General features: G+C 66.4%; 28 protein-coding genes and 1 tRNA gene. 22 read left to right on the forward strand and 7 right to left on the reverse strand.

Annotation, left to right across the window (positions count from 1 at the left end; all coding sequences use genetic code 11):
- The first annotated feature begins 56 nt into the window (after positions 1 to 56).
- The 15 genes from L0M17_RS08070 to L0M17_RS08140 all read left to right on the forward strand — a co-directional run bounded on the left by L0M17_RS08070 (position 57) and on the right by L0M17_RS08140 (position 12,333).
- Positions 57 to 518, forward strand: coding sequence for a hypothetical protein (locus tag L0M17_RS08070; RefSeq protein ID WP_241053415.1), 462 nt, complete (start codon positions 57 to 59; stop codon positions 516 to 518).
- Positions 519 to 703: 185 nt separating this feature from the next.
- Positions 704 to 1,105, forward strand: a complete 402-nt coding sequence (gene rpsP, locus L0M17_RS08075) for a 30S ribosomal protein S16 (RefSeq protein WP_241053416.1) — start codon at positions 704 to 706, stop codon at positions 1,103 to 1,105.
- A gap of 1 nt (position 1,106) precedes the next feature.
- On the forward strand, positions 1,107 to 1,349 hold the full coding sequence (locus L0M17_RS08080; RefSeq protein WP_241053417.1) for an RNA-binding protein: 243 nt from the start codon (positions 1,107 to 1,109) through the stop codon (positions 1,347 to 1,349).
- 124 nt (positions 1,350 to 1,473) lie between these two features.
- Positions 1,474 to 2,055: a ribosome maturation factor RimM gene (rimM, locus tag L0M17_RS08085; protein WP_241053419.1), complete on the forward strand. Its 582-nt coding sequence runs from the start codon at positions 1,474 to 1,476 to the stop codon at positions 2,053 to 2,055.
- Positions 2,056 to 2,880, forward strand: a complete 825-nt coding sequence (trmD, locus tag L0M17_RS08090) for a tRNA (guanosine(37)-N1)-methyltransferase TrmD (protein ID WP_241053420.1) — start codon at positions 2,056 to 2,058, stop codon at positions 2,878 to 2,880.
- 217 nt (positions 2,881 to 3,097) lie between these two features.
- Positions 3,098 to 3,457: a 50S ribosomal protein L19 gene (rplS, locus tag L0M17_RS08095; RefSeq protein ID WP_241053421.1), complete on the forward strand. Its 360-nt coding sequence runs from the start codon at positions 3,098 to 3,100 to the stop codon at positions 3,455 to 3,457.
- Positions 3,458 to 3,495: 38 nt separating this feature from the next.
- The gene (gene lepB / locus L0M17_RS08100; RefSeq protein ID WP_241053423.1) at positions 3,496 to 4,182 is read left to right on the forward strand and encodes a signal peptidase I; all 687 of its coding nucleotides are present in this window, start codon (positions 3,496 to 3,498) and stop codon (positions 4,180 to 4,182) included.
- A complete protein-coding gene (gene lepB, locus L0M17_RS08105; RefSeq protein ID WP_308196838.1) occupies positions 4,179 to 4,946 on the forward strand; it encodes a signal peptidase I in 768 nt (255 codons plus the stop codon). Before lepB (L0M17_RS08100) ends, lepB (L0M17_RS08105) begins: the two co-directional genes overlap by 4 nt.
- A 1-nt stretch (position 4,947) precedes the next feature.
- Entirely contained in the window at positions 4,948 to 5,697 is a 750-nt protein-coding gene (gene rnhB / locus L0M17_RS08110) for a ribonuclease HII (RefSeq protein ID WP_241053424.1), read from the forward strand.
- Positions 5,694 to 6,017 (forward strand): DUF2469 domain-containing protein, encoded by a 324-nt coding sequence (locus tag L0M17_RS08115; protein ID WP_043127802.1) that lies wholly within the window; start codon positions 5,694 to 5,696, stop codon positions 6,015 to 6,017. The genes rnhB and L0M17_RS08115 overlap by 4 nt, the downstream gene beginning before the upstream one ends.
- Positions 6,018 to 7,338: 1,321 nt before the next feature.
- On the forward strand, positions 7,339 to 7,695 hold the full coding sequence (locus L0M17_RS08120; RefSeq protein ID WP_241053425.1) for a YraN family protein: 357 nt from the start codon (positions 7,339 to 7,341) through the stop codon (positions 7,693 to 7,695).
- 50 nt (positions 7,696 to 7,745) lie between these two features.
- Positions 7,746 to 9,254, forward strand: coding sequence for a YifB family Mg chelatase-like AAA ATPase (locus L0M17_RS08125; protein WP_241053426.1), 1,509 nt, complete (start codon positions 7,746 to 7,748; stop codon positions 9,252 to 9,254).
- A complete protein-coding gene (dprA, locus tag L0M17_RS08130; RefSeq protein ID WP_308196840.1) occupies positions 9,251 to 10,498 on the forward strand; it encodes a DNA-processing protein DprA in 1,248 nt (415 codons plus the stop codon). The genes L0M17_RS08125 and dprA overlap by 4 nt, the downstream gene beginning before the upstream one ends.
- A gap of 173 nt (positions 10,499 to 10,671) precedes the next feature.
- Entirely contained in the window at positions 10,672 to 11,598 is a 927-nt protein-coding gene (locus tag L0M17_RS08135; RefSeq protein WP_241053428.1) for a tyrosine recombinase XerC, read from the forward strand.
- Positions 11,599 to 11,829: 231 nt separating this feature from the next.
- Positions 11,830 to 12,333, forward strand: coding sequence for a DUF3145 domain-containing protein (locus L0M17_RS08140; RefSeq protein WP_241053430.1), 504 nt, complete (start codon positions 11,830 to 11,832; stop codon positions 12,331 to 12,333).
- Positions 12,334 to 12,442: 109 nt separating this feature from the next.
- On the opposite strand, the gene fabF is transcribed toward L0M17_RS08140, so the two are convergent.
- The 6 genes from fabF to aceE all read right to left on the reverse strand — a co-directional run bounded on the left by fabF (position 12,443) and on the right by aceE (position 20,422).
- Positions 12,443 to 13,678 carry a beta-ketoacyl-ACP synthase II gene (fabF, locus tag L0M17_RS08145; RefSeq protein WP_241053431.1) on the reverse strand — a complete coding sequence of 412 codons (1,236 nt, stop codon included), beginning with the start codon at positions 13,676 to 13,678 and terminating at the stop codon, positions 12,443 to 12,445.
- Positions 13,679 to 13,786: 108 nt separating this feature from the next.
- Positions 13,787 to 14,032 (reverse strand): acyl carrier protein, encoded by a 246-nt coding sequence (locus L0M17_RS08150; RefSeq protein WP_043127785.1) that lies wholly within the window; start codon positions 14,030 to 14,032, stop codon positions 13,787 to 13,789.
- A 105-nt stretch (positions 14,033 to 14,137) separates the two neighbouring features.
- Complete coding sequence (locus L0M17_RS08155) at positions 14,138 to 15,199, reverse strand: beta-ketoacyl-ACP synthase III (RefSeq protein WP_241053433.1); 1,062 nt, start codon at positions 15,197 to 15,199, stop codon at positions 14,138 to 14,140.
- Positions 15,196 to 16,149, reverse strand: coding sequence for an ACP S-malonyltransferase (locus L0M17_RS08160; protein WP_241053434.1), 954 nt, complete (start codon positions 16,147 to 16,149; stop codon positions 15,196 to 15,198). Before L0M17_RS08160 ends, L0M17_RS08155 begins: the two co-directional genes overlap by 4 nt.
- Positions 16,150 to 16,259: 110 nt before the next feature.
- On the reverse strand, positions 16,260 to 17,498 hold the full coding sequence (locus tag L0M17_RS08165; RefSeq protein ID WP_241053435.1) for a PucR family transcriptional regulator: 1,239 nt from the start codon (positions 17,496 to 17,498) through the stop codon (positions 16,260 to 16,262).
- A 182-nt stretch (positions 17,499 to 17,680) separates the two neighbouring features.
- Positions 17,681 to 20,422, reverse strand: a complete 2,742-nt coding sequence (gene aceE, locus L0M17_RS08170) for a pyruvate dehydrogenase (acetyl-transferring), homodimeric type (RefSeq protein WP_241053436.1) — start codon at positions 20,420 to 20,422, stop codon at positions 17,681 to 17,683.
- A 317-nt stretch (positions 20,423 to 20,739) separates the two neighbouring features.
- Between aceE and L0M17_RS08175 the strand changes: the two genes are divergently transcribed.
- From L0M17_RS08175 to L0M17_RS08195, 5 genes are all read left to right on the forward strand, one after another.
- The gene (locus tag L0M17_RS08175; protein WP_372498005.1) at positions 20,740 to 21,153 is read left to right on the forward strand and encodes a DUF3052 domain-containing protein; all 414 of its coding nucleotides are present in this window, start codon (positions 20,740 to 20,742) and stop codon (positions 21,151 to 21,153) included.
- Entirely contained in the window at positions 21,150 to 21,632 is a 483-nt protein-coding gene (locus tag L0M17_RS08180; protein ID WP_241053440.1) for a peroxiredoxin, read from the forward strand. Before L0M17_RS08175 ends, L0M17_RS08180 begins: the two co-directional genes overlap by 4 nt.
- Positions 21,633 to 21,661: 29 nt before the next feature.
- A tRNA-Val gene (locus L0M17_RS08185) sits at positions 21,662 to 21,734 on the forward strand.
- 121 nt (positions 21,735 to 21,855) lie between these two features.
- Positions 21,856 to 22,131, forward strand: a complete 276-nt coding sequence (locus L0M17_RS08190) for a hypothetical protein (protein WP_241053441.1) — start codon at positions 21,856 to 21,858, stop codon at positions 22,129 to 22,131.
- Positions 22,132 to 22,323: 192 nt separating this feature from the next.
- On the forward strand, positions 22,324 to 23,157 hold the full coding sequence (locus L0M17_RS08195; protein WP_241053444.1) for an IclR family transcriptional regulator: 834 nt from the start codon (positions 22,324 to 22,326) through the stop codon (positions 23,155 to 23,157).
- 140 nt (positions 23,158 to 23,297) lie between these two features.
- On the opposite strand, the gene L0M17_RS08200 is transcribed toward L0M17_RS08195, so the two are convergent.
- Positions 23,298 to 24,392, reverse strand: coding sequence for a D-2-hydroxyacid dehydrogenase (locus L0M17_RS08200; protein WP_241053445.1), 1,095 nt, complete (start codon positions 24,390 to 24,392; stop codon positions 23,298 to 23,300).
- A gap of 86 nt (positions 24,393 to 24,478) precedes the next feature.
- Here L0M17_RS08200 and L0M17_RS08205 point away from each other — a divergent pair, with 86 nt between their 5' ends.
- On the forward strand, positions 24,479 to 25,249 hold the full coding sequence (locus L0M17_RS08205; RefSeq protein ID WP_241053447.1) for a glucose 1-dehydrogenase: 771 nt from the start codon (positions 24,479 to 24,481) through the stop codon (positions 25,247 to 25,249).
- A 211-nt stretch (positions 25,250 to 25,460) separates the two neighbouring features.
- Positions 25,461 to 26,900, forward strand: coding sequence for an NADP-dependent phosphogluconate dehydrogenase (gnd, locus tag L0M17_RS08210; protein ID WP_241053448.1), 1,440 nt, complete (start codon positions 25,461 to 25,463; stop codon positions 26,898 to 26,900).
- The last annotated feature ends 23 nt before the right edge of the window (positions 26,901 to 26,923 follow it).

Consider the following 26,923-nt stretch of genomic DNA (forward strand, 5'->3'; position numbering starts at 1 on the left):
CACAGCCCGTTCCGCCGGGGGTCCGGCCCAGCGGCTGTCCGATCGAGGGGGATACTGTGTCAGCTCCCAACCCGTTCGCCGAAGTCTTCGTATCGACCCACACCGACGCCGTTCGCCGCGCCGCCGACCTTGACTCCGGATCCGCCGCCGACGTTGATGGCGAGGGAGTCCGCATCCCCGGCGTCTCCGACTATGAGATCGAACAACTCGGCACCCTCGTCGGTGCCGCCGTGCATGCCGCCGGTGCCGACTACGAGCTCACCATGGTCGATGTCGCGAGCGATACCCTCCTCGCTGTCCCGGCCGCGATGGTCCGCGCGCTCGCTGACCTGCTCGCCTACGAATCGGACGAAGGCGAGGGCAACGCCGTCGAACGCGTCGCGGCCGCATGGGTTGACCAGGAGGACCTGCCGTTCGACGCGCAGGAGGCCTACGGCTACGTCGAGCAGCTCGCCAAGCTCGCAGCCGACGTCGACGACTCCGGTCAGCAGGAGCTCTTCGTCTGGGCTGGCGCTTGAGGCGGATCGCGGTTGCCCGAATCGCGAAAAGGTCCAGCTGTCTGGCACAATAGTGGGGTACCCGACTGGCGTGGCCCCTCTCTCCGCGTGCGTCGTGTCAACCAGAACCTGCCCGAGTATGGCCCGCCCCACGGGAGCAGAAAGCGCGAGTTCGCCCTTTTCCAGAAACAGGAGTGACCACAACCGTGGCCGTTAAGATTCGCCTCAAGCGCTTCGGCAAGATGCGCCAGCCGTTCTACCGCATCGTCGTTGCGGACTCACGCACCAAGCGTGATGGCCGTGCAATCGAGGAGATCGGCAAGTACCACCCGATCGAGGAGCCTTCGTTCATCGAGGTCAACTCGGAGCGCGCGCAGTACTGGCTCTCTGTCGGCGCCCAGCCGACCGAGCAGGTTCTCGCCCTCCTCAAGGTGACCGGCGACTGGCAGAAGTTCAAGGGCCTTCCGGGCCAGGAGGGCACCCTCAAGGCCCCCAAGGCCAAAGAGGCCTTCGTGGCTCCCGAGAAGGATTCGGTGATCCGTCCGGAGGCGCCGAAGGCTTCGAAGACTGCCGACGAGGCTCCGGCCGAGACGACCGAGGCTGAGTAACTTGCTGGCCGACGCGCTCGAGCACCTCGTCCGTGGAATCGTGGACAATCCCGACGATGTCATCGTGGAGGCGAAGAACAGCCGCCGCGGCGATGTGCTCGAGGTCCGCGTCCATCAGGATGACCTGGGCCGGGTGATCGGCCGACAGGGCCGGACCGCCCGTGCGCTGCGCACGGTCGTCGGCGCCCTCGCCGAGGGCGACTCGGTTCGGGTCGACGTCGTCGACACCGACCGTCGCCGCTAGGCCCTGGCCTCCGGCATCAATATCTGAAAGGCTCCGGCCCCTCCGCCCGTACGAGACGGCTGAGGGGCCGGGGCTTTTTCTGCGCAAGATCTGCGCATCAACGTCAGGACGAGGAGAGGAAGACATGCAGGTTCGGGTCGCGCGCATCGGAAAGCCCCACGGGATCCGGGGCGAGGTGACGGTGCAGGTCCTGACGGACTCGCCCGAGGACCGCTTCGTGGGGGGCGCAGTGTTCGACGTCGATCCCGCCGCCCAGAGTCCGCTCGCCGTGCGCTCACTTACCGTGCGGTCTGCGCGCTGGAACAAGGACATCCTCGTGCTCGGGTTCGAGGAAGTCGCAGACCGCAGCAGGGCCGAAGAACTGCGCGGTGCCACCCTCTCCATCGACACCGATGAGGTCGAGGACGAGGACGACGAGGGCTGGTACGAGCACGAGCTCGTGGGGCTCGAGGTGCGCGTTGATGGCGAGCGCGTGGGAACCGTGTCAGCGCTGCAGGTGATGCCAGCTCAAGACCTGCTCGTGATTGAAACTCCACAGGGCGAGGTTCTCGTCCCCTTCGTCGAGGAGATCGTGCCGGAAGTCGACCCCGAAGGCGGCTTCGTCGTCGTCGTCCCTCCGGCAGGCCTGTTCGAGCTCAATGCCGAGCCGAAAGAGGCGGCTGAAGGCGTTCCCGGGGCCGAGGACGACGGCGGGAAGGGCGCCTAGATGCGCATCGACGTCGTCAGCATCTTCCCGGAATATCTGGCGCCGCTCCGCCTTTCCCTGCTCGGCCGCGCGCAGGAAGACGGCATCCTCGAGCTCGAGGTGCACGATCTCCGCGAATTCACGTTCGACCGGCATCGCACGGTAGACGACACTCCCTACGGCGGCGGGGCGGGCATGGTCATGAAGCCCGAGCCTTGGGCGCTCGCCCTCGAAGCCGTCTTCACGGCGCATTCGGAGCGGCGTGGCTCCGATCGCCAGACGGAGCGCACCACTCTTGGCGAGCGGCCTGTCCTCATCGTGCCCTCGCCGGCCGGCGAGGTCTTCACCCAGGCGCTCGCGCACGAACTCGCCAACGAGCCCACGCTGGCCTTCGCATGCGGCCGCTACGAAGGCATCGATGAGCGCGTGCTGGACTGGGCGCGTGAGCGGTTCGAAGTACGGCCGGTCAGCCTCGGAGACTATGTTCTGAATGGGGGAGAGGTGGCCGTCATGGCCATGGTCGAAGCGATCGCTCGGCTGATCCCCGGCGTCGTGGGGAACCCGGAATCGCTCGTGGAGGAGTCGCACTCGGATGGACTCCTCGAATATCCGGTGTACACGAAGCCTTCGTCATGGCGCGGACTCGACGTTCCAGAGGTTCTCCTGAGCGGCAACCACGGGCGGATCGCCAAGTGGCGTCGGGAGCAGCAGCTGCGACGCACCGCCGCGCGCCGGCCCGAGCTGTTGGACGGCGCGGACGCTTCCCAATTCAGCGGCGGCGAGCGTGAGGTCCTGCGGGAACTCGGGTACGGCGTGGACGACGGCGGGCATCTGGTCCGCGCCTGACGGGCAGGGACGCGGTGGCACGCGGGCGATTCGCGCGTCGAGGGCAGCCCATGGCAAAATGGAGCGTTGCGCCCGCCGGGTTCGGACTCTGCCACAGGGGAGCCGGCCAACGGCTGGGGCGTCCCGTCTCCGGGCCATCCGGTCGGCGGGTGAGAGCACGGGCCCTCGGGTCCGCGACTGAAGCGATTGACCTGTGGCAGTCGCCAGGAGAAGCATCATGCATCATCTCGACGCTGTCGACGCCGCCTCCCTGCGCTCCGACATCCCCACCTTCGCGCCCGGCGACACCATCAAGGTGCACGTCAACATCATCGAAGGCAAGAACTCCCGCGTTCAGGTCTTCCAGGGCTTCGTTGTTGGCCGTCAGGGCCACGGCGTCCGCGAGACCTTCACCGTCCGCAAGGTTTCCTTCGGTGTGGGTGTCGAGCGCACGTTCCCGGTTCACTCCCCGATCATCGAGAAGATCGAGGTCGTGACGAAGGGTGACGTTCGTCGTGCCAAGCTGTACTACATGCGTGCGCTCCGCGGCAAGGCCGCGAAGATCAAGGAGAAGCGCGACTACAGCACCTCCAAGTAACCTTTGGTGAGTCCTACGGCCTCCATCGCTGACGCGTCGTGACCGCTGAGACCGACACTGACCGCAGCACCCGGTCCGAGCGCCGGCCCAGGCTTCTGGGCTGGCGCTCGGCGCTTCTCGGCGTCGTTGTCGCGTTCGTTGCATGGAGCCTGATCCGGGCGTTCGTGGTGGATGTGTTCTACATTCCCTCCGGATCCATGGAGCCGCTGCTGCAGCCGGGCGACCGCATCGCAGTCTCCCGAACGGCCTTCGAATCCCAGCCGATCCAGCGCGGCGACGTCGTCGTCTTCGATGGACGCGGATCGTTCGCACCCCTCGACAGTGGGCGTGGTTGGATCGCCGACGCCCTGCAGGGGGCAGGGGAGTGGCTCGGCGTCATTCCCAATGAAACAGTGTTCGTCAAGCGGGTCATCGGCGTCGCGGGGGACCACGTCGCGTGCTGCAGCCCCGATGGACGGCTCACGGTCAACGGAACGCCGATCGAAGAGCCATATCTCTACCCCGGCGACGCTCCGAGCACGATGAAGTTCGATGTCATCGTTCCCGCAGGGCGTCTGTGGCTGCTCGGCGACCATCGGTCCGACTCCACCGATTCGCGGGCGCTGCTCGGGGCACCCGGCGGTGGGCTGGTCCGCACCGATCGCGTCATCGGCGAGCCGATCGCCATTCTCTGGCCCCTTGATAGATTGGGGACGATGACCACCACTCCGAAGGAGGTCCGGTGACCCACGGGGCCGAGACAGGACCGCACGACGCCGACCAAGGCCCCGCAGCTCAGGAACCGAAGGATCCGGTCGATCCTGCGCGCGAGCGAAACCCGCGCCGAGGTGGGCTGCTGTCGTGGATTCGCGAGATCGCGCTCATCCTCGTCATCTCGATCGTGCTCTCGTTCGTCATCAAGACGTTCTTCTTCAAGGCGTTCTACATCCCCTCGGAATCGATGGTTCCGACGCTCGAAGAGAACGACCGGATCTTCGTGAACCTCATGGTGCCGCGCAACTTCGGCCTCCAGCGGGGCGACGTCATCGTCTTCAAGGACACGAAGGGATGGCTGCCGCCGTCGACCGATGGCACCCAGAACTGGTTCCAGAAGACCTTGGAATTCATCGGGCTGCTTCCGGACACGTCGCAGCAGTACCTCATCAAGCGCCTCATCGGCCTCCCCGGGGACCACGTTGTCTGCTGTGACGCCCAGCAGCGGATCACCGTCAACGGGGTGGCGCTCGTCGAGCCCTACGTCAACCCCGCGGAGGTGCCGCGGCCGGTGCCGTTCGACGTCGTCGTTCCGGCAGGCGACGTATGGGTGATGGGCGACAACCGCAATCACTCGTCCGACTCGCGGTTCCACAACGCCGCCCAGCCGGGCAACGGCTTCGTTGACGAGAAGGACATTGAGGGTCAAGCTGTCGTTATTGCTTGGCCGCTCAACCGGCTCAGGACCCTCAGCAACTACTCCAGCACCTTCTCGTCTATTCCTGCACCGCACTGACATGACTGCCATCGACTCCGTCCGCGTCCGCCCCTCGTCACGGAAGCCTGCCGCTCCCGCCCCGACCTTGCGGTACGTCCGTCAGCTCGCGGCTGAGCACGGTCCGCTCGTAGCGGGGTGCGACGAAGTGGGCCGTGGGGCTCTTGCTGGCCCTGTGAGCGTCGGGGTGGTGGTTGTCGATGTACGAAGCGTCCGCACCCGTACCGTTCTGCGGGACAGCAAGCTGCTGACTCCGGAGAAGAGGGTAGAACTCGTCCCGCTCGTGAGATCGTGGGGGGTCGCGAGCGCTGTCGGCCACGCGAGCGCCGACGAAATCGACGCCTTCGGGCTCATGGAGGCCCTCCGTCTCGCCGGCACCCGAGCTCTCGCGGAAATTGCCCTGGCCGGGGTCGTCCCCGACGTCGTCCACCTCGATGGCAACTACGACTGGCTCGGCCGCGGCGGCCAGGACGCGCTCTTCGGTGATGCTGCCACGGGGCCGGCTACCCCCGTTCGAACCATGATCAAGGCAGACATGAAGTGTCAGGCAGTTGCTGCCGCGAGCATCCTCGCGAAGGTGGAGCGGGACACTCTGATGATGGAGCTGGGTGCCGAGGATCCACGCTTTGGCTGGGCAGTCAACAAGGGCTACGCGACTCCTGAGCATCGCGCGGCGCTTGTCGAGTTCGGGCCTACGGCGTGGCATCGGCGCAGCTGGCACCTTGAAGGCGCCGCCGTGCTCCTCGACGACGATGGGAAGATGGGACTATGAGCGCTGAAGACCTCGAGAACTACGAGACGGACATGGAGCTCCAGCTCTACCGCGAGTACCGCGACGTTGTCTCGTTGTTCAGCTATGTCGTGGAGACCGAGCGGCGTTTCTACCTGGCCAATCACGTCGACCTTCAGGCCCGATCCGCCGACGGCGAGGTCTACTTCGATCTGACGCTCCAGGACGCGTGGGTGTGGGACGTCTACCGCAGCGCACGCTTCGTGAAGAGCGTTCGCGTCATCACCTTCAAAGACGTCAATGTCGAGGAGCTTCCGAAGGTGGAGGACTTGGCGCTTCCGAAGGATGGTCTGGGGACATAGGGGTCTCGGAGTCGTAGATCTCGCGTCTTCCTCGGCTCTCTCGCATGCCGCGAGACGGTCGCAAAGGCGAGCAGTCCGACTGCCGTGAGAGCGCGACGAACCGAAACTCCTCGCTCATTTCCTTGACGCGCGAATCCCTCAATTCCAAGGCGCCGTTGGGCGGCAACCCATGGCCGTTGACAGAGGAAAACATGGACAGGATTCCCCGGGCTTAACCCGAGATGGATGGTGTACGCTCCGCTCCATCGGCGTCGGATTCGTTTCTGGTCGACCGGGTCGGCCAGAGGTTGGGGGGTAGGAGATGGGTCGAGGAACATCTGCTGTGATTCTGGCCGCTTTCTTGGCTGTTATCGCCTCAGGATGCACGTCGGCAGGGCCTTCTGGTTCCGCTTCTTCCAGCGGCACCGCCACCGCTACCGAGAGCGTGACGGCGACGCCTACAGCTAGTTCTACGCCCACCGCGCCGACAACCTCGGCGATCTCCGACTCGGGGTCGATTGCTCTCACATCGACCAGAGGCTATACGGCATCGATCGATTACAGCGTGAGCGCCTCGGACTTTACGATGTCGACAGCCACGAATGCGCCAGGTTTCTCGAGCGTTACGTTCAAGGTGAATGCGAAAGCGACGGTAACGAACACAACCTCCGGTCGGGACAATCCGGAATCATACGATTGGTCGCCCTTCGCGCTTTATCCCATCAATTCACCGGTCTGCACCATTGGCAAAGGCCTGCTCAATAATGCGCCAACGCCAAGCGATGCCTCAGCAGTCCTACCGGGGCTTACAACGTCAGACGGCGGAGCACCCGCTTATTGTGCCTTGCAGCTGACGAACGAGATGTCGTTCGGCCCGAGCCCCAGCAATGCCTCTCCTGCCCCTCTTGCCCCGGGGCAGATGGCGCCCCTGGTGGCCGCCCCGGGCTCCGCGGCCACGGCCGGCACAATTCCGAAGGTCCCACAAGCCTCGGCGGCCCAACTCGTCTCGGGACTGGTTCAGCCGGCGAAGATCGTCTATCAAGTGACCTACATCCAAGACGGCCCAGCGAATCAGAAACCTGCTGGCGAGAATTGCAGTGCCTACCTCTATACCGTTCCGGGTGCCAGCAACACGACGAGTCCGTTCGTGATCTCCGTTCCCGCGAGGTATGCCGGGGTCTGCTCCTCGAGCGCGTCAGCTGGGAGCTGAGCGACCCGACGATTCCCGGGTCACCGATTCCAAGTCGGCCTGATTGGTCCTCCACAGCGGTCTCCACGGCGTGTTCCTCACATAGTTCCCAGATTGGTGTCGAGGCTGCCCTCGGGCGGCCAAGCTGGCTGCATGAGGGCGAAGGATATTGTCGGCCAGCGCGGTGAGCGGCTCGCCGAGGACTACTTGAAGGCGAGCGGGGCGGTGATCCTGGATCGCAACTGGCGGTGCCGGGAGGGGGAGTTGGACCTCGTGGCGCTTGACGGTGCGGTGCTGGTTGCGGTCGAGGTGAAGTCGCGCTCGTCATGGGACTTCGGGCATCCGTTCGAGGCAGTCGATAGCGCGAAGCTCGCCCGGGTGGCGCGGCTAGCCGCTGCGTGGGCGAGGGAGCATCGACTTCAGGCTGCTCGACGTCGGGTGGACGTGATCGCTGTGACGGGGCCGGAGAAGGCTTCTCCTTTGGTCGAGCATCTGCGAGGTGTGGCGTGAGTGGGGTAGGCCGTGCGCTGGGGATCGGGTTGGTCGGTTTGAACGGGTTTGTGGTTGAGGTGGAGGCGGATATCGGTCAGACTCTGCCGGCGTTCGTGCTGCTGGGGCTTCCGGATTCGGCGTTGAACGAGGCGAAGGAGCGGGTGCGGTCTGCGGCGCAGAACTCGGGTCTGCCGTTGAGCCGGCGAAAGATCACCGTGAATCTGATTCCGGCTTCGCTGCCGAAGCGGGGTACGGCGTTCGATTTGGCGATCACTGTTGCGGCGCTGGCAGCGGCGGGGGACATTCGTCCGCCGGCGGATGCGGTGTTCGTGGCGGAGCTGGGTCTGGACGGGCGGTTGAGGCCGGTTCAGGGGGTGCTGCCGGCGGTGATGGCGGCGGTGCGGGCGGGCTATCGGGACGTGGTCGTTGCGAAGGCGAACGAGGCGGAGGCCGGGCTCGTGCCCGGGGCGCGGGTGCGCGGCTATGAGAGTCTGGGCAGTCTGGCGTTGGATCTGGGTGCGGACCCCCTGAGCGTGATCCTGCCCGAGGAGGCAGACTCGGCTGCTTCGGCCGGGCGGGCAGGCGAGGGCGACGGCGCGGCTCCGCCTCCGCGTTCGGCGCCGGACCTGCGGGACGTGGCAGGGCAGCATGAGGCGCGGGCGGCTTTGGAAGTGGCGGCGGCGGGAGGACATCACATCCTGATGCTCGGCCCGCCGGGGGCGGGCAAGACGATGCTGGCTGAGCGGCTTCCGGGGATCCTGCCGGATCTCGACGACGAGGCGGCGATGGAGGTCACTGCCATCCATTCGCTCTCCAGCCACCCGAGCGCGACTCGCGAGCTCGTGCGTCGGCCCCCGTTCGAGAGCCCCCACCACACGGCTAGTCCTGCGGCGATTGTCGGGGGAGGCGCCGGGATCGCCCGTCCCGGCGCGGCATCACGCGCCCATAAGGGCGTCTTGTTCTTGGATGAGGCTCCGGAATTTCATCGGAACGTCCTCGATTCCCTGAGACAGCCTCTTGAGAGCGGTGTGGTCAGTATCGACAGGGCGGCTGGGACGGCCGCCTATCCTGCCCGCTTCCTGCTCGTCCTCGCTGCGAATCCCTGTCCCTGCGGACAAGGATCTGGAAAGGGCCTCCTGTGCTCGTGCCCGCCTCAGGCGAAGCGTCGATACCTCGCACGGCTGTCCGGTCCGCTCCTCGATCGCGTCGACATTCAGCTTGGCGTCCGGCGGGTGTCCGCCGTCGATCTCGCGGGCAACTCTTCCGGGGAGTCTTCGAAGGCCGTGGCGGCCCGCGTCCTTCGGGCAAGGGAGCGTCAGTCCGAGCGGCTGAGGCCCTTTGGCTTTTCGACGAATGCGGAGGCGCCTGGTCGGCTCCTACGTGGTGCACTCAGGCTCCCGTCGAGCGCGACGGGCATCTTGGATCGAGCTCTCGAGACGCACACGCTCACGGCACGGGGCTACGATCGCGTTCTCCGGCTCGCGTGGTCAATCGCGGATCTCGCCGGGAGTGAGCGGCCGAGCCCCGACGACGTGGGCGAGGCATTGCTGCTGCGCACCACGGAGGAGGCACGGTGAGCGGGGAACCGCGAGCCCGTGGGGCTGGACTGGGGGTTCCGGCCGGCGCGGAAGGCCTCGACGAAACAAGGATCGCGCGAGCGGCGCTCACTCGGCTCATCGAGCCTGGGGATGCGACGGGTGCGATGATTGTGGCCGCTTTGGGCCCGACCGAGGGCCTTCGAGTCGCGACAGGAAGCCAGCAAATTGATCCAGCGATCGAAGCCCGTCTGAGGAGCGTCCTCATCGGTCGCGGTGCGAAGGCGTGGGAGGGCGTAGCTGCTGCCGTCGAACGGTGGAGGAGCCGTGTTCCCGACCTCGCTCCCCACCGAGACCTCGAGACGATAGCGCGGTTTGGCGGACGGTTCGTTATTCCCGAGGACTCTGAGTGGCCCGACGGATTCGGGGATCTCGGGGAGCAGGCTCCGCACGGGCTCTGGGTGCGCGGCGAGGAACACCTGCCTTCTCAACGGTCCGCGGTCGCCATCGTCGGCTCGCGTAATGCGACGAACTACGGCCTGAGTGTGGCGGGGGAGATCTCCAAGGGCCTTGTGGACCGCGGAGTCACGGTCGTGAGTGGGGGCGCGTACGGAATCGACGCGCAGGCTCACAGAGCGGCCCTCGTGACTGATGGGAGAGGGCTTCCCACGGTTGCCGTGATGGCCGGGGGATTGGACCGCTATTACCCATCCGGCAATGAGCAGCTTCTCCGCGAGGTCGCGCGCCGTGGCCTGCTCGTCTCCGAACTGCCGCCTGGAGGGGCGCCGACGCGCCATCGGTTTCTGCGGCGGAACAGGCTCATCGCGGCGCTCACGGGCGTGACCGTTGTAGTCGAGGCGCAGTGGAGGTCGGGGGCACGCAGTACGGCGCATCACGCTGCCGATATCGGGCGCGTCGTGGCTGCCGTCCCCGGCTCTGTTTACAGCGCGAGCTCGGCTGGTTGCCACCGTCTTCTGAGGGACGGTGCTGCGGTATGCGTCACGGACGTCCAAGAGGTCTATGAGCTGTTGGCGCCGGCGGGCGAGGGACTCGCCGGAGAGCGGGAGGGGCATGTTGCCATACACGATGGACTGGCGGTCGAGGACTTCCTCCTCCTCGACGCGCTGCCCGTCAAGAGGGGAGCAGGGATCGACAGCCTGAGCACAGTGGCAGGGCTCAGCGCGGCCCAGGTCAGGGCTGGGCTCGGACGTCTCCAGCTGATGGGCCTGTGCCAGCAGACGGCGGGGGGATGGCGGAAAACGGACAAGGGAGGCTCGGCGAAGTGAAGAGGGGGATCGGGTTGAGGGGGTGGCAGCAGCGAGCGCGGACCAGGTTGGGTGTGGCAGATGGGCCGATCGTGTGCGGAGGCCATAGGCCGAGCAGAACCGATGAATGATCGTGACCGGACGTACGCGAGTGTCGCCTTGTTCTCTGCACCGCCTGCAGCGAGAGTGGGCAGGTGACCGATGCGACGCCGCTTTCCCCGGGCCTGCGTGAGCCCCTTGAGGGCTTTCTGCGCCATATCGCGCTGGGCCGAGGTCGTTCGGAGCACACCGTTCGCGCCTACGAGGGGGACCTTTCCTCGATGCTCCGGTCGGCGCAACAGGATGGGGCAAGCGATCTCGTCGACATCGACCTCGCTCGGCTCCGTCGATGGCTCGGGCGCCAGAGCGAGGCCAAACTCGCGAGGGCGACGTTGGCTCGTCGCACCGCCGCCGTGAGGTCTTTCATGGCGTGGGCCGTCCGCGAGGGCAGGCTCGAGGTTGACCCCTCGCTGAGGCTTGCCTCGCCCAAGCGGCAATCGAGTCTCCCTGACGTCCTCCATCAAGAACAGACGAGGCGCCTGCTTGACTGTTTCGCTCAGGCGGCGGAGAGCGGAGACCCCGTGGCAGTTCGGGACTGGGCGCTGGCTGAACTCCTCTACGCCACCGGGATCCGAGTTTCCGAACTCGTCGGCCTCGAGATCGACGATGTGGACCTCTACGCCCGTACTGTGCGCGTACTCGGCAAAGGCAACAAGCAGCGGACGGTGCCCTTCGGCGTGCCAGCTGCCAACGCCGTCGTGCGCTGGCTCGGTGCGCGCTCCGCGTTGGTGACTCAGGACAGCGGTTCCGCTCTCTTCCTGGGCCGTCGGGGCGGTCGTCTGGGCCAGCGGCAGGCGAGGGAGACGATTGACGCTGCCCTCAAGTCCCTCGGAGATACCGCTGCGAGTGGACCTCACGCTCTCCGCCACACCGCCGCCACGCATCTTCTCGATGGCGGCGCCGACCTTCGGTCAGTTCAGGAGCTACTCGGTCACTCGAGTCTTGCCACGACCCAGCTGTACACGCACGTCTCGGTCGAGAGGCTCCGTTCGAGCTATATCCAGGCCCATCCGAGAGCATGAGAGCAAGCTCACGCCACGTCCTCCACCGCAACACGCCGCAACCTCGCCAATGGTGCTGGCGGATCGTCCGCCTCTCGTGCAGAATGGCCCCTGATGGCTTTGTACGTCCAAGGGGCAAGAAATGCGCCTCAACAGGACGAGAGGGCCACTGACAACTGAAACAACCACTGGTTCACACACTCCGTGCTGACGGTCGTAGGGGAAGACGTACCGACAGCGATGGAGGATGGAATGTCTGCAGTGATGACCCGTGGTCTGCTGTTCGTGCACTCGGCACCGAGTGCGCTATGCCCGCATGTGGAGTGGGCTATCGGCTCCGTCGTTGAGAAGCGCACGGATCTTGAGTGGACCCCTCAACCAGCCGCGCCCGGGATGTTCCGAGCCGAACTCTCGTGGGTCGGCGCCCCCGGGACGGGTGCGCAGCTGGCGTCTTCCCTCCGGGGATGGGCGCATCTGCGGTATGAGGTCACCGAAGAGCCCAGTTCAGGCGTGGATGGTGCGCGCTGGTCGCACACTCCCGAGCTAGGGATCTTCCATGCGACGACGGACGTTCACGGAAACATCATGGTGACTGAAGACCGCATCCGCTACGCGTATGAGTCGGGGGCTGGGGACCCTGCAGTCGTCTTCCAGGAACTTTCGCTTGCGCTGGGCGAGGCATGGGACGAGGAGCTCGAGCCGTTCCGGCATGCCGCGGAAGGCGCGCCCGTGCGTTGGCTGCACCAAGTGGGCTGAGCCGCCTCGTCATTCACCTTCATCGCGCACCAAGAGGGCCCGCAGATCGCGGGCCCTCTTCGCAGTCTCCGGCGAGCTCGTGGAGCAGCGGCTCGGCGGGTTCGAGGGCTCAGTGGTTGCGGAGGACCAGGACGGCGTTGTGGCCGCCGAAGCCGAACGAATTGCTGAGCGCCACAATGTCACCCTGGGGCAGCTCGCGGGCCGTCGTGACAACGTTGAGAGGGATCTCGGGATCCTGATGGTCCAGATTGATCGTTGCGGGCGCCTTGCGTTCGTAGATGGCAAGCACGGTGAGCACGGCCTCGACGGCGCCCGATGCACCAAGGAGGTGGCCCATCTGAGACTTTGTCGCGGAGACCGCTACGTCGTCGACGTGCTCGCCCAGAGCGGCCTTGAGGGCCGTGTACTCGGGCTTGTCGCCGACCGGGGTCGAGGTTGCGTGGGCATTGACGTGCACGATGTCCTCCGGCTGGACCCGGGCATCGTACATCGCGGCCTTGAGTGCGCGCGTTGCCCCGAGACCTTCAGGGTCGGGGGCGGTGATGTGATAGGCGTCGGCCGTTACAGAGGTTCCGGCAAGCTCCGCGTAGATGCGGGCTCCACGGGCGAGGGCGTGCTCCTCGGCCTCGAGGACCAGGGCTCCCGCACCTTCGCCCATCACAAAGCCATCCCGGTCGATGTCGTACGGGCGCGATGCGTGCTCGGGATCGTCGTTCCGCTTCGACAGGGCCTGCATCGACGCGAATGCGGCGAGCGGCATGGGGTGAATTGCAGCCTCGGCGCCGCCGACCATGACGACGTCGGCCTTCCCTGAGCGGATCAGTTCCTGCCCCACCGCCATCGCCTCTGTTCCGGAAGCGCAGGCCGAGACGGGGGTATGGGCTCCGGCCCTCGCCCCGAGGTCGAGGCTCACGGCTGCAGCGACACCGTTGGGCATAAGCATCGGTACGGTCATCGGCAGGACCCGACGAGGGCCCTTCTCCCTGAGCGTGTCCCACGCGTTAAGCAGGGTCCACACGCCGCCGATGCCCGTCGCAAACGCCACAGCGAGGCGATCGTGGTCGATCTCCTCGATTCCGGAATCCTTCCACGCCTCGCGGGCAGCGATCACGCCGTACTGCGTCGAAGGATCCATGCGCTTCATCTCGACCCGTCCGAGTACGTCTTCGGCCGGGACGGAGAGCTTCGCCGCGATCTTCACGGGAAGGTCGTACTTCTCCACCCAGTCGTCAGTCAGGGGACCGACGCCCGAGACGCCCTTCACGGCGTTCTGCCAGAGGGTGGGAACGTCCCCGCCGATGGGGGTGGTGGCTCCGAGGCCGGTGACGACAACTTTGCGGGCCATGCTGCACTCTTTCGGGGTCGGTTAGCCGCTGCTGCGGAAGCTGCGAAGTCTGGCAGGGTGGAGCAGACGGCCGGCACCGAGGAGGTACCGGCCGTCAGCGAAGAGAGGTCAGGCCTGAGCCTTCGAGATGAAGTCGACAGCGTCGCCGACGGTCGAGAGGTTCTTGACCTCTTCGTCCGGGATGCGGACGCCGAACTTCTCCTCGGCGTTGACGACGATGGTCATCATCGAGATCGAGTCGATGTCGAGGTCGTCCGTGAAGGACTTGTCCAGCTGGACCGCGTCGGGGGCCAGACCCGTCTCCTCGTTGATGATCTCGGCCAGGCCGGCGAGGATCTCTTCGTTGCTAGCCATTTCGGCTCCTTCTCTCTGATCGCCGGCTCGCGCCGACTAGCTGGGCAAGCCGCTTGTGCGGCTTGGCTTCACGCGCCCCGGGCACCGGCCCGGCGCACTGGGGAACTAGGGGAGGCTGATGACCTGTGCGCCGAACACAAGGCCGGCACCGAACCCGATCTGGAGCGCGAGCTTGCCGCTCAGATCGGGGTTCTCCTTGAGCAGCCGGTGCGCGGCAAGCGGGATCGACGCCGCCGAGGTGTTGCCGGCGTCCGCGATGTCGCGGGCGACGATGACGCTCTCGGGCAGCTTGAGCTGCTTGACCATCTCGTCGATGATACGCATGTTCGCCTGATGCGGCACGAACGCGGCGAGGTCCTCCGGTTGGATGCCCGCGGCGTCGAGCGCGCGCTTGGCGACCTTCGCCATCTCCCAGACAGCCCATCGGAAGACGGACTGGCCGTCCTGGCGCAGGGTCGGCCAGATCTTCGCTTCGGTGCCAAGGACGGCAGCTGCCTCGTCCGCCCCCTCGCGTTCTGCCTCGTCCGAGAGGTCGCGCACGTCCAGGAGCGAGTGAGTCATGCCGATCGTGCTCCACTTGCTCCCGTCGGAGCCCCACACAGAGGGCCCGATGCCCGGGACTTCGGACGGGCCGACGACTACCGCCCCGGCGCCGTCTCCGAGGAGGAATGAGATGCTGCGTTCGGTGTTGTCGATGTAGTCGCTGAGCTTCTCCGCGCCTACCACGAGGACGTATTCGGCGGCGCCTGCGCGTACAAGCGCGTCTGCTTGGGCTATGCCGTAGCAGTAGCCGGCGCAGGCGGCGGAGATGTCGTAGGCAGGCGCGGGGGTCGCGCCGAGGCGCTCACAGAGGAGAGCAGCAGCCGACGGCGTCGCATAAGGATGAGAAACCGTCGAGACGATGACGGCGCCGAGCTGCGAGGCCTCGATCCCTGCCTTCTGAATCGCCTCGCGCGCGGCGCCCTCTGCCATATCGATGACGTCAACCTCGGCGGGCGCCCGGTGACGCGTGACGATGCCGGTCCGCTGACGAATCCACTCGTCCGAGGAGTCAATCCATTGGCAGATCTCCTCGTTCGTGACGTATACCGAGGGACGGTAGGCCCCGAAGCTCAGGATGCGCGAGTGCTCTTGAACGGGAGTCTGGCGGAGCGTTGCGGTGCTCATGCGAGTTCTTCTTCGGTCGAAGGGTTCTGCTCTGCGTCGGCCGCGAAGAGCTCGAGGGCTGCCGTGAGGTCACCGGGGGCCTTGACCGCAACGGTTTTGATACCCGGCAGCCCGCGCTTCGCGAGACCGGTCAGCGTGCCCGCAGGGGCGAGTTCGATGAGCCCGGTGATGCCGAGCGCCTTGAAGGTCTCCATGCAGAGGTCCCAACGCACCGGACGCGAGACCTGGGCCACGAGGCTTTCGACAGCGGCAGCGCCCGAGACGACCTCGCGTCCGTCGTAGTTCGAGAGCAGCGGCACTGCGGGGTCCACAACGTTCAGGCTGCGGCGCAGCTCTTCCAGGGCAGCGACAGCCGGGGCCATGTGCTGGGTGTGGAAGGCTCCCGCCACCTTGAGCGGGATTACGCGGGCCTTGGCCGGGGGATTCGCGGCGAGGGCAGCGAGCTGCTCGAGGGTTCCGGCAGCCACGATCTGACCGCCGCCGTTGACGTTTGCAGCGGTCGCGCCGACGGCCTCGATCGCACGGCGAACCTCGTCGGCGTCACCGCCGAGCACCGCCGTCATTCCCGTCGGGGTGACTGCTGCCGCCTTCGCCATCTCGCGCGCACGCAGGCCGACGAATTTCATGGCGTCCGTCTCGCTGAGGACGCCCGCGAGGGCCGATGCAGTGATCTCGCCGACCGAATGCCCGGCAAGGACGACGGGCAGCGTCGAGAGTTCGACGTCGAAAAGTGCCCGGGCGGTCACGAGGCCGGCGGCAACGATGAGGGGCTGGGCGACAGCCGTGTCCTTGATGGTCTCTTGGTCAGACGTCGTTCCGTGGGCGACGAGATCGAGGCCGACGACCTCGCCGAGCGCGCCCAGCTGCTCGGCGACGGACGGCAGCTCGAGCCACGGGGCGAGGAAGCCCGGCGTCTGGGAGCCCTGTCCAGGGCAGACAATTGCTAGCACGTTTCCAGCTTTCCAAAGTGCGGTTGGTTCCAGCGGTGCCCCCACGCACCAAGCTCCAGAACTCGGATTGTAGGAAGTCTACAACGGCGTCTCGCTCGCCGAGCGAGATTTCAGGTGCTCTGGCGGGCCGGCCGGTCGCGGGCCGAAGGCTGTGCCGCGAGCCTTCCGACGACCAGAGCGGTCTGGAGGACGAACGCTTCCCGAGGCAGGAGCGGGTCCCAGCCCGTGACGTCGCAGACACGGCGAAGCCGGTACCTCACGGTGTTTGCGTGCACGAAGAGCTCCCGAGCGGTGGCCTCGAGCGAGTGCCCGAGCTCGAGGTAGGCGCTGAGCGTTTCGACGAGTCCGTTCGACGCGGCGAGGAGCGGGCGGTAGATCTTCTGGACGAGAGCGCGGCGGGCCGCATCGTCGCCAGCGGCGACGCGCTCGGGTAGGAGATCGTCCGCAGCGACGGGCCGCGGGGCGTTGGGCCACGCGCGCGCGGCGGAGAGGCCCGCGAACGCGGCTTGAGCCGACGAGCTCACTTCAGGGAGGCTGTCGGCGCGAGGCCCGAACACTACCGGGCCCGGCGCGAACAGCTCGCTCAGGCGCGTATACGCCGTTTCATCCTCCTCGACCCCACCCAGAATGAGGATGAGCCGATCTCCCTGAATGCCCACGAGGGCGTCCTTGGCGTAGCGGCTCGCTGTGCGGCGCATGTCACCGACATAGCTCGGGCTGGGTTCGAGGGGGGAACTGCCTACCATGACGGCGAAGTTGTCCTGCGCCTTCCACCCGAGTGCCGCGATCCTCGACCTCAGAGCATCGGTGTTCTCGCCGCGGAGGATCGCGTCCACGATCAGTGCCTCGAGCCGTGTGTCCCATGAACCACGCGTCTCGGCTGCCCTCGCGTACACGTCCGCGGCCGCGAAGGCGACTTCGCGCGAGTAGCGGAGCACCGCCTCTCGGAGCGCGGGCTGGTCGTCCTCCGAAGCGAGGTTCGGCACCTGATCCTCGACCACTTCGACGACGATCCGGATGAGCTGGAGCGCCTTCTGCAGGCTGATCGAGCGCGTGAGTTCGGTGGGCGCGTTGCCGAAGACGTCGGAGAGGACCCACGAGGGAAGGCTCGGCCGCTCGTACCACGTGACGAATGCCGCGATGCCGTTCTGGGCGACGAGCCCCAGGGCCGAGCGCTCGTCCGCGCTGAGCCGGCCGTACCAGGGCAGCGCACGCTCAAGTTCCCGAGTGGTCGTCGTCGAGAGCTGGCCGACGCTGCTGCGCAGCTTCTTGAGCGTTTCGGCCTTCGCAGGGGAAGCCTTCAGGCGCCCGCGGCGGGCACCTCCTGCTGCATGCGTCTGAGTCGGCATGTGAAGAGCATAGGCTCCGCTCCGCCGTCGCCTGAATTTGTGAGAAGGCTACAACCGCGCAGATCGCCTGAAGTGCTTCCGCGGTTCGTGCGAGAGCCTCCTGGGGGCGGACGACGACGGCGGCGCCCCCGCTGTGGGGAGCGCCGCCGTCGTCTGTGGTCCCCTGGGGGACAGTGGGCAGGTTAGCTCTCGCCGCCCGCGTTGCCGGTCGTCCCGGCGTTGACGTCGAGCAGGCGGTACCGCTCGAACGCCTGACGTGGGGCGTCGGCGTCGACCTCGCCGCGGCGGGCGAGCATCTGCAGGGCCCGGACCACGACGGAGTGGCTGTCGATGTGGAAGTACCGACGTGCGGCGGCCCGCGTATCAGCGAAGCCGAAGTCGTCCGCCCCGAGCGTGGCGAACTCGTTCGGGAGGAACTGCCGGATCTGGTCCGGGACGGCCTTCATGTAGTCCGTCACGGCAACGATCGGTCCCGTCGCTCCGGCGAGCTGCTGCGCCACGAACGGCACGCGTGGCTCCTGACCCGGGTTGAGGAAGGCCTCCTGCTCGGCGGCAAGGCCGTCCCGGCGGAGCTCGTTCCAGGAGGTCACGCTCCACACATCGGCGGAGACGCCCCACTCCTCGGCAAGGATCTGCTGGGCCTCGAGGGCCCACGGCACAGCAACGCCGGAGGCGAGCAGCTGGGTGCGCGGGCCATCGATCTTGGCCGGCGCAAGCAGGTAGATGCCCTTTACAACGCCTTCGACGTCGAGCTCCTCCGGCTCAGCCGGCTGGACGATCGGCTCGTTGTACACCGTGAGGTAGTACATGACGTTGGGGTCCGGGTGGTTCCCGCCGTACATGCGCTCGATGCCGGACTTTACGATGTGGCCGATCTCGTAGCCGTATGCCGGATCGTAGGTGACGACCGCCGGGTTCGTCGAAGCGAGGAGCGGCGAGTGGCCATCGGCGTGCTGCGTTCCCTCGCCCGTCAGGGTTGTCCGGCCAGCCGTCGCGCCGATGATGAAGCCGCGGGTCATCTGGTCGGCTGCGGCCCAGATGCCGTCGCCCGTCCGCTGGAAGCCGAACATCGAGTAGAAGACGTAGACCGGGACAAGCGTCTCACCGTGCGTTGCGTAGGATGTGCCCGCGCCGGTGAACGCCGCGACCGAGCCGGCCTCGTTGATACCGGCGTGCAGGATCTGGCCTGCAGGGGATTCCTTGTACGCGAGCACGAGGTCGCGGTCCACCGAGAGGTAGTTCTGGCCCTTCGGGTTGTAGATCTTCGCCGTCGGGAAGAACGCATCCATACCGAACGTGCGGGCCTCGTCCGGGACGATCGGCACAATGCGCTTGCCGAATTCCTTGTCCCGCATGAGGTCCTTGAGCAGACGCACGAAGGCCATGGTCGTCGCTGCCTGCTGCTTGCCCGAGCCGCGCTTGGCGACCTCGTAGGACTTCTCGCTCGGAAGGGCGATCCCTTGGTGGGGATCCCGCCGCTCGGGCAGGAAGCCGCCGAGGAGCTTGCGCCGTTCCATGAGGTACTGGATCTCAGGAGAGTCCATTCCCGGGTGGTAGTACGGCGGACGGTACGGATCGGCCTCGAGCTGCTCGTCCGTGATCGGGATCCGAAGATGATCGCGGAAGTCCTTGAGGTCCTGCAGCGTCATCTTCTTCATCTGGTGGGTCGCGTTGCGGCCCTCGAAGTGCGGACCCAGGCCGTAGCCCTTGACCGTCATGGCGAGGATGACTGTCGGCTTGCCCTTGAATTCGGTCGCAGCCTTGTAGGCGGCGTAGACCTTCCAGTAGTCGTGGCCCCCGCGCTTGAGGTTCCAGATCTGCTCATCCGTCAGGTCGGCGACGAGTTCCTTCGTCTCCGGAGTCTTGCCGAAGAAGTGGTCGCGCACGAATCCGCCGGACTCGGCCTTGTACGTCTGGTAATCGCCGTCCAAAGTCTCGTTCATGATCTTGACGAGCTGGCCGTTGGAGTCCTTCTTCAGAAGGCCGTCCCACTCGCGACCCCAGATGACCTTGATGACATTCCAACCGGCACCGCGGAAGAACGCCTCGAGTTCCTGGATGATCTTGCCATTGCCGCGCACCGGGCCGTCGAGGCGCTGGAGGTTGCAGTTGATGACAAACGTGAGGTTGTCGAGGTTGTCGTTGGCGGCGAGCTGAAGAAGACCGCGGCTCTCGGGCTCGTCCATCTCGCCGTCGCCGAGGAACGCCCACACATGCTGGTCCGAGGTGTCCTTGATGCCCCGGTTGTGCAGGTAGCGGTTCGTCTGCGCCTGATAGATCGCGTTCATCGGACCGATGCCCATGGACACGGTCGGGAACTCCCAGAACTCCGGCATCATGCGTGGATGCGGGTAGGAGGAAAGGGCGTGGCCCTTGTGGGACTTCTCCTGGCGGAAGCCGTCGAGGTCTTCCTCGCTCAGGCGGCCTTCCATGAAGGCGCGGGCGTACATGCCGGGGGAAGCGTGGCCCTGGAAGAAGACCTGGTCGCCGCCGCCGGGGTGGTCCTTGCCCCGGAAGAAGTGGTTGAAGCCGACTTCATAGAGCGTCGCCGCGCCGGCGTACGTCGAAATGTGCCCGCCTACTCCGATGCCGGGTCGCTGAGCACGATGCACCATGATCGCGGCGTTCCAGCGCATCCAGGCGCGGTAGCGCCGCTCGTACTCCTCATTTCCGGGGAACTCGGCTTCCTGGTCCGCAGGGATGGTGTTGACGAAGTCCGTCGTGGTCACCATCGGGACGCCGACACTCTGGGCCCCGGCCCGCTGAAGAAGGCTGCGCATGATGTACTGCGCGCGCTCGGTGCCCTGTTCTTCGATCAGGGCGTCGAGAGACTCGATCCATTCGGCGGTCTCTTCGGGGTCGCGGTCCGGCAGCTGATTCGTCAGGCCGCTGAGGATGTGCGAGGTTTCCTCTCCTACAGACACGTCCAAACCTCTCTTCGAGCCCGGTGGCCCGGAGCTGGTGGCTGCCGGACGTCGGGCGATATCGTCGCTGGGCCCTACGTGCAGGCCCCGTTTTCGTGTGGGCGCCCCTCTAGGCAGCCGGGTTCCCCAGCTGGAGCAGCGGCGCGCTCCCTGCCACTCTAGTCGCGTCCGCTGGGCACGCGCAGCGCGTGCGCTTGATGCTACGGGCCAAACGGTGTTGGCTTATAGATACATTCCGCGTGCTGTCCGGGCGTGGTGCCAGTAGACAGGCCCGGGAATCGGCGCGGATGCACATGAACACTGCAAGGAGGAAGAACGTGGGCGAGACCGACACCGCCGCGGGAAGCAACGTGGCGGGGCGATTGGGTTTCAAGGACGGAGACCTGATCCAGGAGTTCGGCTACGACGAGGACGTCGACTTCGACCTCAGGGCCGGCATCGAGGACACGGTGGGATCCGAACTCCTCGACGAAGATGAACACGATGTGGTCGACGCGGTCGTTGTCTGGTGGCGCGATGGCGACGGGGACCTCGTGGACATGCTCGTCGACGCCCAGACGACGCTCGAAGATCATGGCGTCATTTGGCTCCTGACTCCGAAGCAGGGGCGCGAGGGGTATGTTCCGCCCGTAGAAGTGCAGGAAGCGGCTCCGACGGCGGGCCTCCACTCGACGTCGACCGCCGGCGTTTCGAAGGATTGGCACGCCACGCGGCTCGCGCGCAAGAAGTGACCTCGCTGGGGGGCGAAGCAGCCGCCCTGGAAATCGGAAGCGCAGTTCCAGACTTCGAACTCGCGAACCAGTTCGGCGAACCGGTGCGGCTCTCGTCGTTGCGGGGCTCGCCGGTGGTGATCGTCTTCTACCCGTTTGCGTTCTCGCGCATCTGCACAGGTGAACTGGCGGAGATCCGCGATCGTTGGGATGTCTTTGCTGCAGCCCGAGCCCACGTTCTGGCTGTCTCCGTTGACAGCAAGTTCGCGCTCAGGGCTTTCGCCGAGGCCGAGCGCTACGAATTCCCGCTTCTCGCCGACTTCTGGCCGCACGGTGAGGTCGCGAGGCGCTACGGGATCTTCGACGAAGCGAGCGGGATGGCCCGCAGGGGAACCTTCATCCTCGACCGGGAAGGGATCCTGAGGTTCCGCGTCGTCAATCCTGCGGGGGCGGCACGCGACCTCGATGCCTATTCGTCGGCCTTGGCAGAGATCGGATAGAGTAGGTCAGCGTCGGCCGTGCCGGCCAAGGGTCTTTAGCTCAGCTGGTAGAGCGCCACGCTTACACCGTGGATGTCATCGGTTCGATCCCGGTAGGACCCACCCGACTGAATCGTCAACGCCTGAGGCCTTCGGGCAATCTCTTCTGCGCTGGAAGCGCGCCCCGCACTGGAATGTCGGTGCAGGGCCATCGAATGTCTGTGCAGCCCTATAGCTTCTCGGCATGGAGAGAGTCCTTGTTCGCACCGCTGCTGACGGCGCACCCCGTTCCTTCACCCGAGGAAGCCTGAACTGGCGCGTCGCAGCGGAGCCCGTGCGCTGGTATGAGCGGGTGCGGTGGTGGGAAGCACAACGGCCTCTCCCGCGGGGCCTGGGGCGGGTCGATGTCGAGGTATGGCAAGTGCAGGCCACGCCCGGCCAGCGCGGAGGCGGCCTCACAACCTTCCAACTCGTCCGCGACGCGACGGACGGATGGAGCCTTCGCGGCCGCATGAGCTGAGGGATCCCGAGCATGGAAAGAGCCTCCCGCCGCAGCCATTGGGGGATGCCGCGGTGGGAGGCTCTGAATGTGAATGCTAGGTGAACTCCGCGTGAAGGCCAAATCGGAGAGCTCGCTCGCCTCTTCTCAGTAGAATGTTCCTTGTTCAGTATTTTGGACGAAGCGGGGTTGCCCGCCGACGTGAGGAGCTCCGTGCCACCGAATCGCTCATCGACTACTCCCGCTGAGGCAGAGCGGGAGCGGGGTGAGGGGCAGGCCTCTTCGCCTGCGCCCGCCGTCACGCGCGCAGCGGCGGTGCTCGATGTGCTTGCGGCGGCGACAGGCGGCCGCGCAACCCTGAGCGATCTGGCTCGTGAACTGGCGATCCCCAAGTCATCGACGTCGAACATTCTGCAGGCACTCGAGGACGCGGGCCTCGTCACCCGGGACGGAAGCGACTTCTCGCTGGGCCGGAAGCTTGTCGAACTCGGCGCGTCCTACCTGAGCCGGCGCGACGAGATCCGTGAGTTCTACCAGTTCTGCGGCCAGGCTCCGGCCCTCTCGGGCGAGACGGTCCGTGTCGCACTCCTCGACGGCGATCACGTTATCTACCTGGCCCGCTACGAGGGCCATCCCGCTGTTCGCCTCACCTCAACGATCGGCGACAAGATGCCTGCTTCGCTGTGTGCCGTCGGCAAGGCTCTGGTCGCGCGTCTTCATGAGCGGGACTGGGAGGAGATGTACCCCGATGATGCTGAACTTCCTGTGCTCACGCCGCATTCGATCCGGACGGGCAAGGACTTCAAGGAAGAGCTCCGCCGAATCAGGCGGGAGGGCTACGCCTTCGAAGACGAGGAGTCCACTCTCGGCGTGGTGTGTGTCGCGGTCCCAGTACCGACTCGCGGAGCCCATGGACCCAACCTGGGGGTTAGCGTGACCGCCCTCAAGGCGACGTTCACCGAAGAGCAGAAGATGACGATGGTCTCCGAGCTCACCGAACTCGCCCGAGCTCTCGGCAATCCGATGGGTGGGTGGCCCACGAGCTGAAATGCGTCTGCGCGCTCAACTGCGAGCCCGGTTGGAGGGCGGAGACAGGAAGGGTTCCCGCGGAGACGCGGGAACCCTTCCTGTGCTGGAACTCGCTCGTGCTGGAATCTCTACGACCCCAGCCCGGCTTCGGAAATCGGTCAGTAGAAGTGGACTGGGTCCACACGGTGGGGGAGCGGGGCGCCAGCGAGGAACTTTCGCAGGTTCTCCACGAAGCGCTCTGCGATGAGGCGGTTCTCCGCGACGCTGAGCGCCGAGGTGTGGGGTGAGACGAGAACGTTGGGGTGTTCCCAGAGGGGTGAAGCCGCAGGGAGCGGCTCCGTGGCGAACACATCGAGACACGCATACCCGACCGCGCCGTTCTCGAGGGCCTCGACGAGCGCCTCCTCGTCGACGACCGTCCCGCGGCCGACGTTGACGAGGATCGTTCCCGGTCGCATTGCACGGAACACGTCTCGACCGATGAGCCGCTCCGTGAACGGTGTCCCGGGCAGTGTGTTGACGAGGACGTCGGCGTTGGCAACGAGTTCGGAGAGACGATCCGCTGTCGTGACCTCGCGGATGCCCTCGATCGGCTCGGCGTTTCGCTTGGTTCCGCTCACCGTCATGCCCAAGGCACGGGCGAGCCTCCCGGTTTCGAGTCCGATTTCCCCCAGACCGGCGATGACCACGTGGGAGCCAGCCGCGAGCCGGGTCGGAATGCGCAGCTCTGGCCAGTGCTTCTTGCGCTGGTCCTCTGCGAGCTCGGCCGTTCTCTTGAGCCCATTGAGGATGCCCATGACGGCGAATTCGGCGAGCGGGAGCGCATGCACTCCAGCCGACGTCGTAACCATGACCCGCTCGAGATCAGCCGCCGAGACGCCGCTGGCCTTGACCGCGCCGCCCGCTCCAGCGGCCATGGCATGAACCCAGCGGAGCCGGGGATTCTCGGCGACCACTCGCGCGAACCCGGCGGCCGACTCGTTCGGGAACCCGTACAGCACGTCCGCTGAGTTCACGAGCTTCCAGTAGCGCTCTTCCCCGTCTGGCGATCGCCGGAAGTTCGGATCACCCGAGTGGTCTGCGGGGAAGCGTTCGGGCGGGAGGAGATCGGGTTCATAGAGGACCGTGATCTGGGGATCGACGGCGCGGATGGCCTCGACAAGACGCGGCTCGAGGGGGACAGCGATGGCCACCTTGAGAGGCTCTGGGGTGGCGTGTGAAGGAGTGCTCGCGGAAAGTGACTCAGGACTCATGTGTCCAGTCTACTGAAAGGCGACTAGTATGCTGAACAGTCAAAGCGACGTCTTCCGGCTCCCATCCCCTCACAGGAGACCCACTCATGACCTCACCCTTCGACCTCTCCGGCCGGACGGCCCTCGTCACTGGCTCGAGCCGGGGCATCGGCCGGGCTCTGGCCCGCGGCCTCGCCGACGCAGGAGCGACTCTCGTGCTGCACGGGCGGGATCCAGAACGGGCGGAGGAGGCACGTCGGGAGTTCGCCACCGCGTACGGCGAAGACCGGGCGTACGCCGTCGCATTCGATGTGACTGACGCCGAAAGCGTGCAAGCAGGCGTACGGGAGGCCGAGGAGAAGGCGGGACCGTTGGCCATCCTCGTCAACAACGCCGGTATCCAGCACCGCGTCCCGCTGTTCGACCTCGATCCCACGGACTGGGACAGGGTGATCCGCACGGACCTCACGAGCGCCTTCCTCGTGGGGCGCGAGGCTGCTCGCGGCATGGCCGCTCGCGGAGGCGGGAAGATCATCAACATCTGCTCCGTCCAGACAGACCTCGCCCGTCCCTCGATCGGCGCCTACACGGCGGCAAAGGGAGGCCTCCGCAACCTCACGCGCGCCATGACGGCCGAATGGGCGGGGTCGGGCCTCCAGATCAACGGCATCGCGCCCGGTTACATCCACACCGAGATGACGCAGAACCTCGTCGACGATCCAGAATTCAACAGCTGGATCCTGAGCCGGACGCCCGCGCGCCGCTGGGGGACGGTCGAGGACATCGCTGGGCCGGTCGTTTGGCTTGCTTCATCGGCTTCGGACTTCGTCAACGGCCAGACGATCTTCGTCGACGGCGGGATGACCGTCGTCGTCTGACCCCCCGAAGCTAGGGGACGGCACGGAATGAAGCGCGAATTGCCAGAATCTCACCGGCACAGCGGCAAATCCGGGACAGAAGTTAGGTTTACCGAAATAGGCTGTTAAGAAACCCCGCCGCAGCGAGAGGTCCACTAGCGTAGTCTGCGGCACTTGCTGCGGCCGCACCCCGCGCAGCGACGCGGGCACGGCCCGAGAAACGGAGAGTACATTGTCTGCACAGATCGGCGTCACCGGACTCGCGGTGATGGGCGCGAACCTCGCCCGCAACCTCGCACGCAACGGCTACACCGTCGCGCTGCACAACCGCTCGGTGGAGAAGACCGACACCCTGCTGGCCAAGCACGGCGACGAGGGAGACTTCGTCCGCACGGAGACTCTCCAGGAGCTCGTCGACTCGCTCGAGAAGCCGCGCCGCGTCCTGATCATGGTCAAGGCCGGCGCTCCCGTGGACGCCGTCATCGACCAGCTCGTGCCGCTCCTGGAAGAGGGCGACATCGTGATCGACGCCGGCAACTCCCACTACGAGGACACGCGCCGCCGGGAGGCCGCGCTGGCCCAGGAGGGCCTGCACTTCGTGGGCGTGGGCGTCTCGGGCGGCGAGGAGGGCGCGCTCAACGGCCCGTCCATCATGCCCGGCGGCTCGAAGGAGTCCTACCAGGCGCTCGGGCCGCTGCTGGAGAAGATCGCGGCGAAGGCCGACGACGGCACCCCCTGCTGCGCGTGGATCGGCACCGACGGCGCTGGCCACTTCGTGAAGATGGTGCACAACGGCATCGAGTACGCGGACATGCAGGTCATCGGGGAGGCCTACGACCTCCTCCGCGCCGGCGCCGGCATCGAGCCCGCCGAGCAGGCGGAGATCTTCGAGGACTGGAACAGGGGCGAGCTCTCCTCGTTCCTGATCGAGATCACGGCCGAGGTGCTCCGCCACGTCGATGCGAAGACGGGCAAGCCGTTCGTCGACGTCGTCGTGGACGCAGCGGGCCAGAAGGGCACCGGCCGCTGGACCGTCCAGTCGGCCCTGGACCTGGGCTCGCCGGTCTCGGGCATCGCCGAGTCGGTGTTCGCCCGCGGCATCTCCTCCCAGCGCGCGCAGCGCGAGATCGCGCAGGAGACGCTCGCCGGCCACGAGGGCGACGTGAGCCTGCCGGAGGACTTCGTCGAGGACGTGCGCCAGGCGCTCTACGCCTCGAAGCTCGTCAGCTACGCGCAGGGCCTGGACATGCTCGCCAGCGCGGCGAAGGAGTACGGCTGGGACCTCAGGCTCGACGAGATCGCCTCGCTGTGGCGCGCGGGCTGCATCATCCGGGCCGAGCTCCTCAAGGACATCATGGAGGCGTACAAGGGCGACGAGAAGCCCGCGAACCTCCTGTTCGCCCCGGCCTTCGTCAAGTCGGTCGGCGACGCCGTCCCGGCCTGGCGCCGCGTCGTCGCGACTGCCGTGCAGCTCGGCATCCCGGTGCCCGTCTTCTCCTCCTCGCTCGCGTACTACGACGGCCTGCGCCGCAAGCGCCTCCCGGCCGCCGTCATCCAGGGCCAGCGTGACCTCTTCGGCGCGCACACCTACCAGCGGGTGGACACCGAGGGCACGTTCCACACCCTCTGGGGCGAGGACCACTCCGAGGTCTCGGCCGTCGACACCCACTGACAGGCCCTGCCGAGTTCTTACAG

The sequence above is a fragment of the Sinomonas terrae genome, from assembly GCF_022539255.1.
Taxonomy (GTDB): domain Bacteria; phylum Actinomycetota; class Actinomycetes; order Actinomycetales; family Micrococcaceae; genus Sinomonas; species Sinomonas terrae.

Coding starts and splice junctions, on each gene's coding strand:
- rimM (WP_241053419.1), top strand. CDS start 1,474: ATGCAGGTTCGGGTCGCGCGCATCGGAAAGCCCCACGGGATCCGGGGC.
- trmD (WP_241053420.1), top strand. CDS start 2,056: ATGCGCATCGACGTCGTCAGCATCTTCCCGGAATATCTGGCGCCGCTC.
- rplS (WP_241053421.1), top strand. CDS start 3,098: ATGCATCATCTCGACGCTGTCGACGCCGCCTCCCTGCGCTCCGACATC.
- rnhB (WP_241053424.1), top strand. CDS start 4,948: ATGACTGCCATCGACTCCGTCCGCGTCCGCCCCTCGTCACGGAAGCCT.
- L0M17_RS08115 (WP_043127802.1), top strand. CDS start 5,694: ATGAGCGCTGAAGACCTCGAGAACTACGAGACGGACATGGAGCTCCAG.
- L0M17_RS08120 (WP_241053425.1), top strand. CDS start 7,339: ATGAGGGCGAAGGATATTGTCGGCCAGCGCGGTGAGCGGCTCGCCGAG.
- L0M17_RS08140 (WP_241053430.1), top strand. CDS start 11,830: ATGTCTGCAGTGATGACCCGTGGTCTGCTGTTCGTGCACTCGGCACCG.
- fabF (WP_241053431.1), bottom strand. CDS start 13,678: ATGGCCCGCAAAGTTGTCGTCACCGGCCTCGGAGCCACCACCCCCATC.
- L0M17_RS08150 (WP_043127785.1), bottom strand. CDS start 14,032: ATGGCTAGCAACGAAGAGATCCTCGCCGGCCTGGCCGAGATCATCAAC.
- L0M17_RS08155 (WP_241053433.1), bottom strand. CDS start 15,199: ATGAGCACCGCAACGCTCCGCCAGACTCCCGTTCAAGAGCACTCGCGC.
- L0M17_RS08165 (WP_241053435.1), bottom strand. CDS start 17,498: ATGCCGACTCAGACGCATGCAGCAGGAGGTGCCCGCCGCGGGCGCCTG.
- L0M17_RS08190 (WP_241053441.1), top strand. CDS start 21,856: ATGGAGAGAGTCCTTGTTCGCACCGCTGCTGACGGCGCACCCCGTTCC.
- L0M17_RS08200 (WP_241053445.1), bottom strand. CDS start 24,392: ATGAGTCCTGAGTCACTTTCCGCGAGCACTCCTTCACACGCCACCCCA.
- L0M17_RS08205 (WP_241053447.1), top strand. CDS start 24,479: ATGACCTCACCCTTCGACCTCTCCGGCCGGACGGCCCTCGTCACTGGC.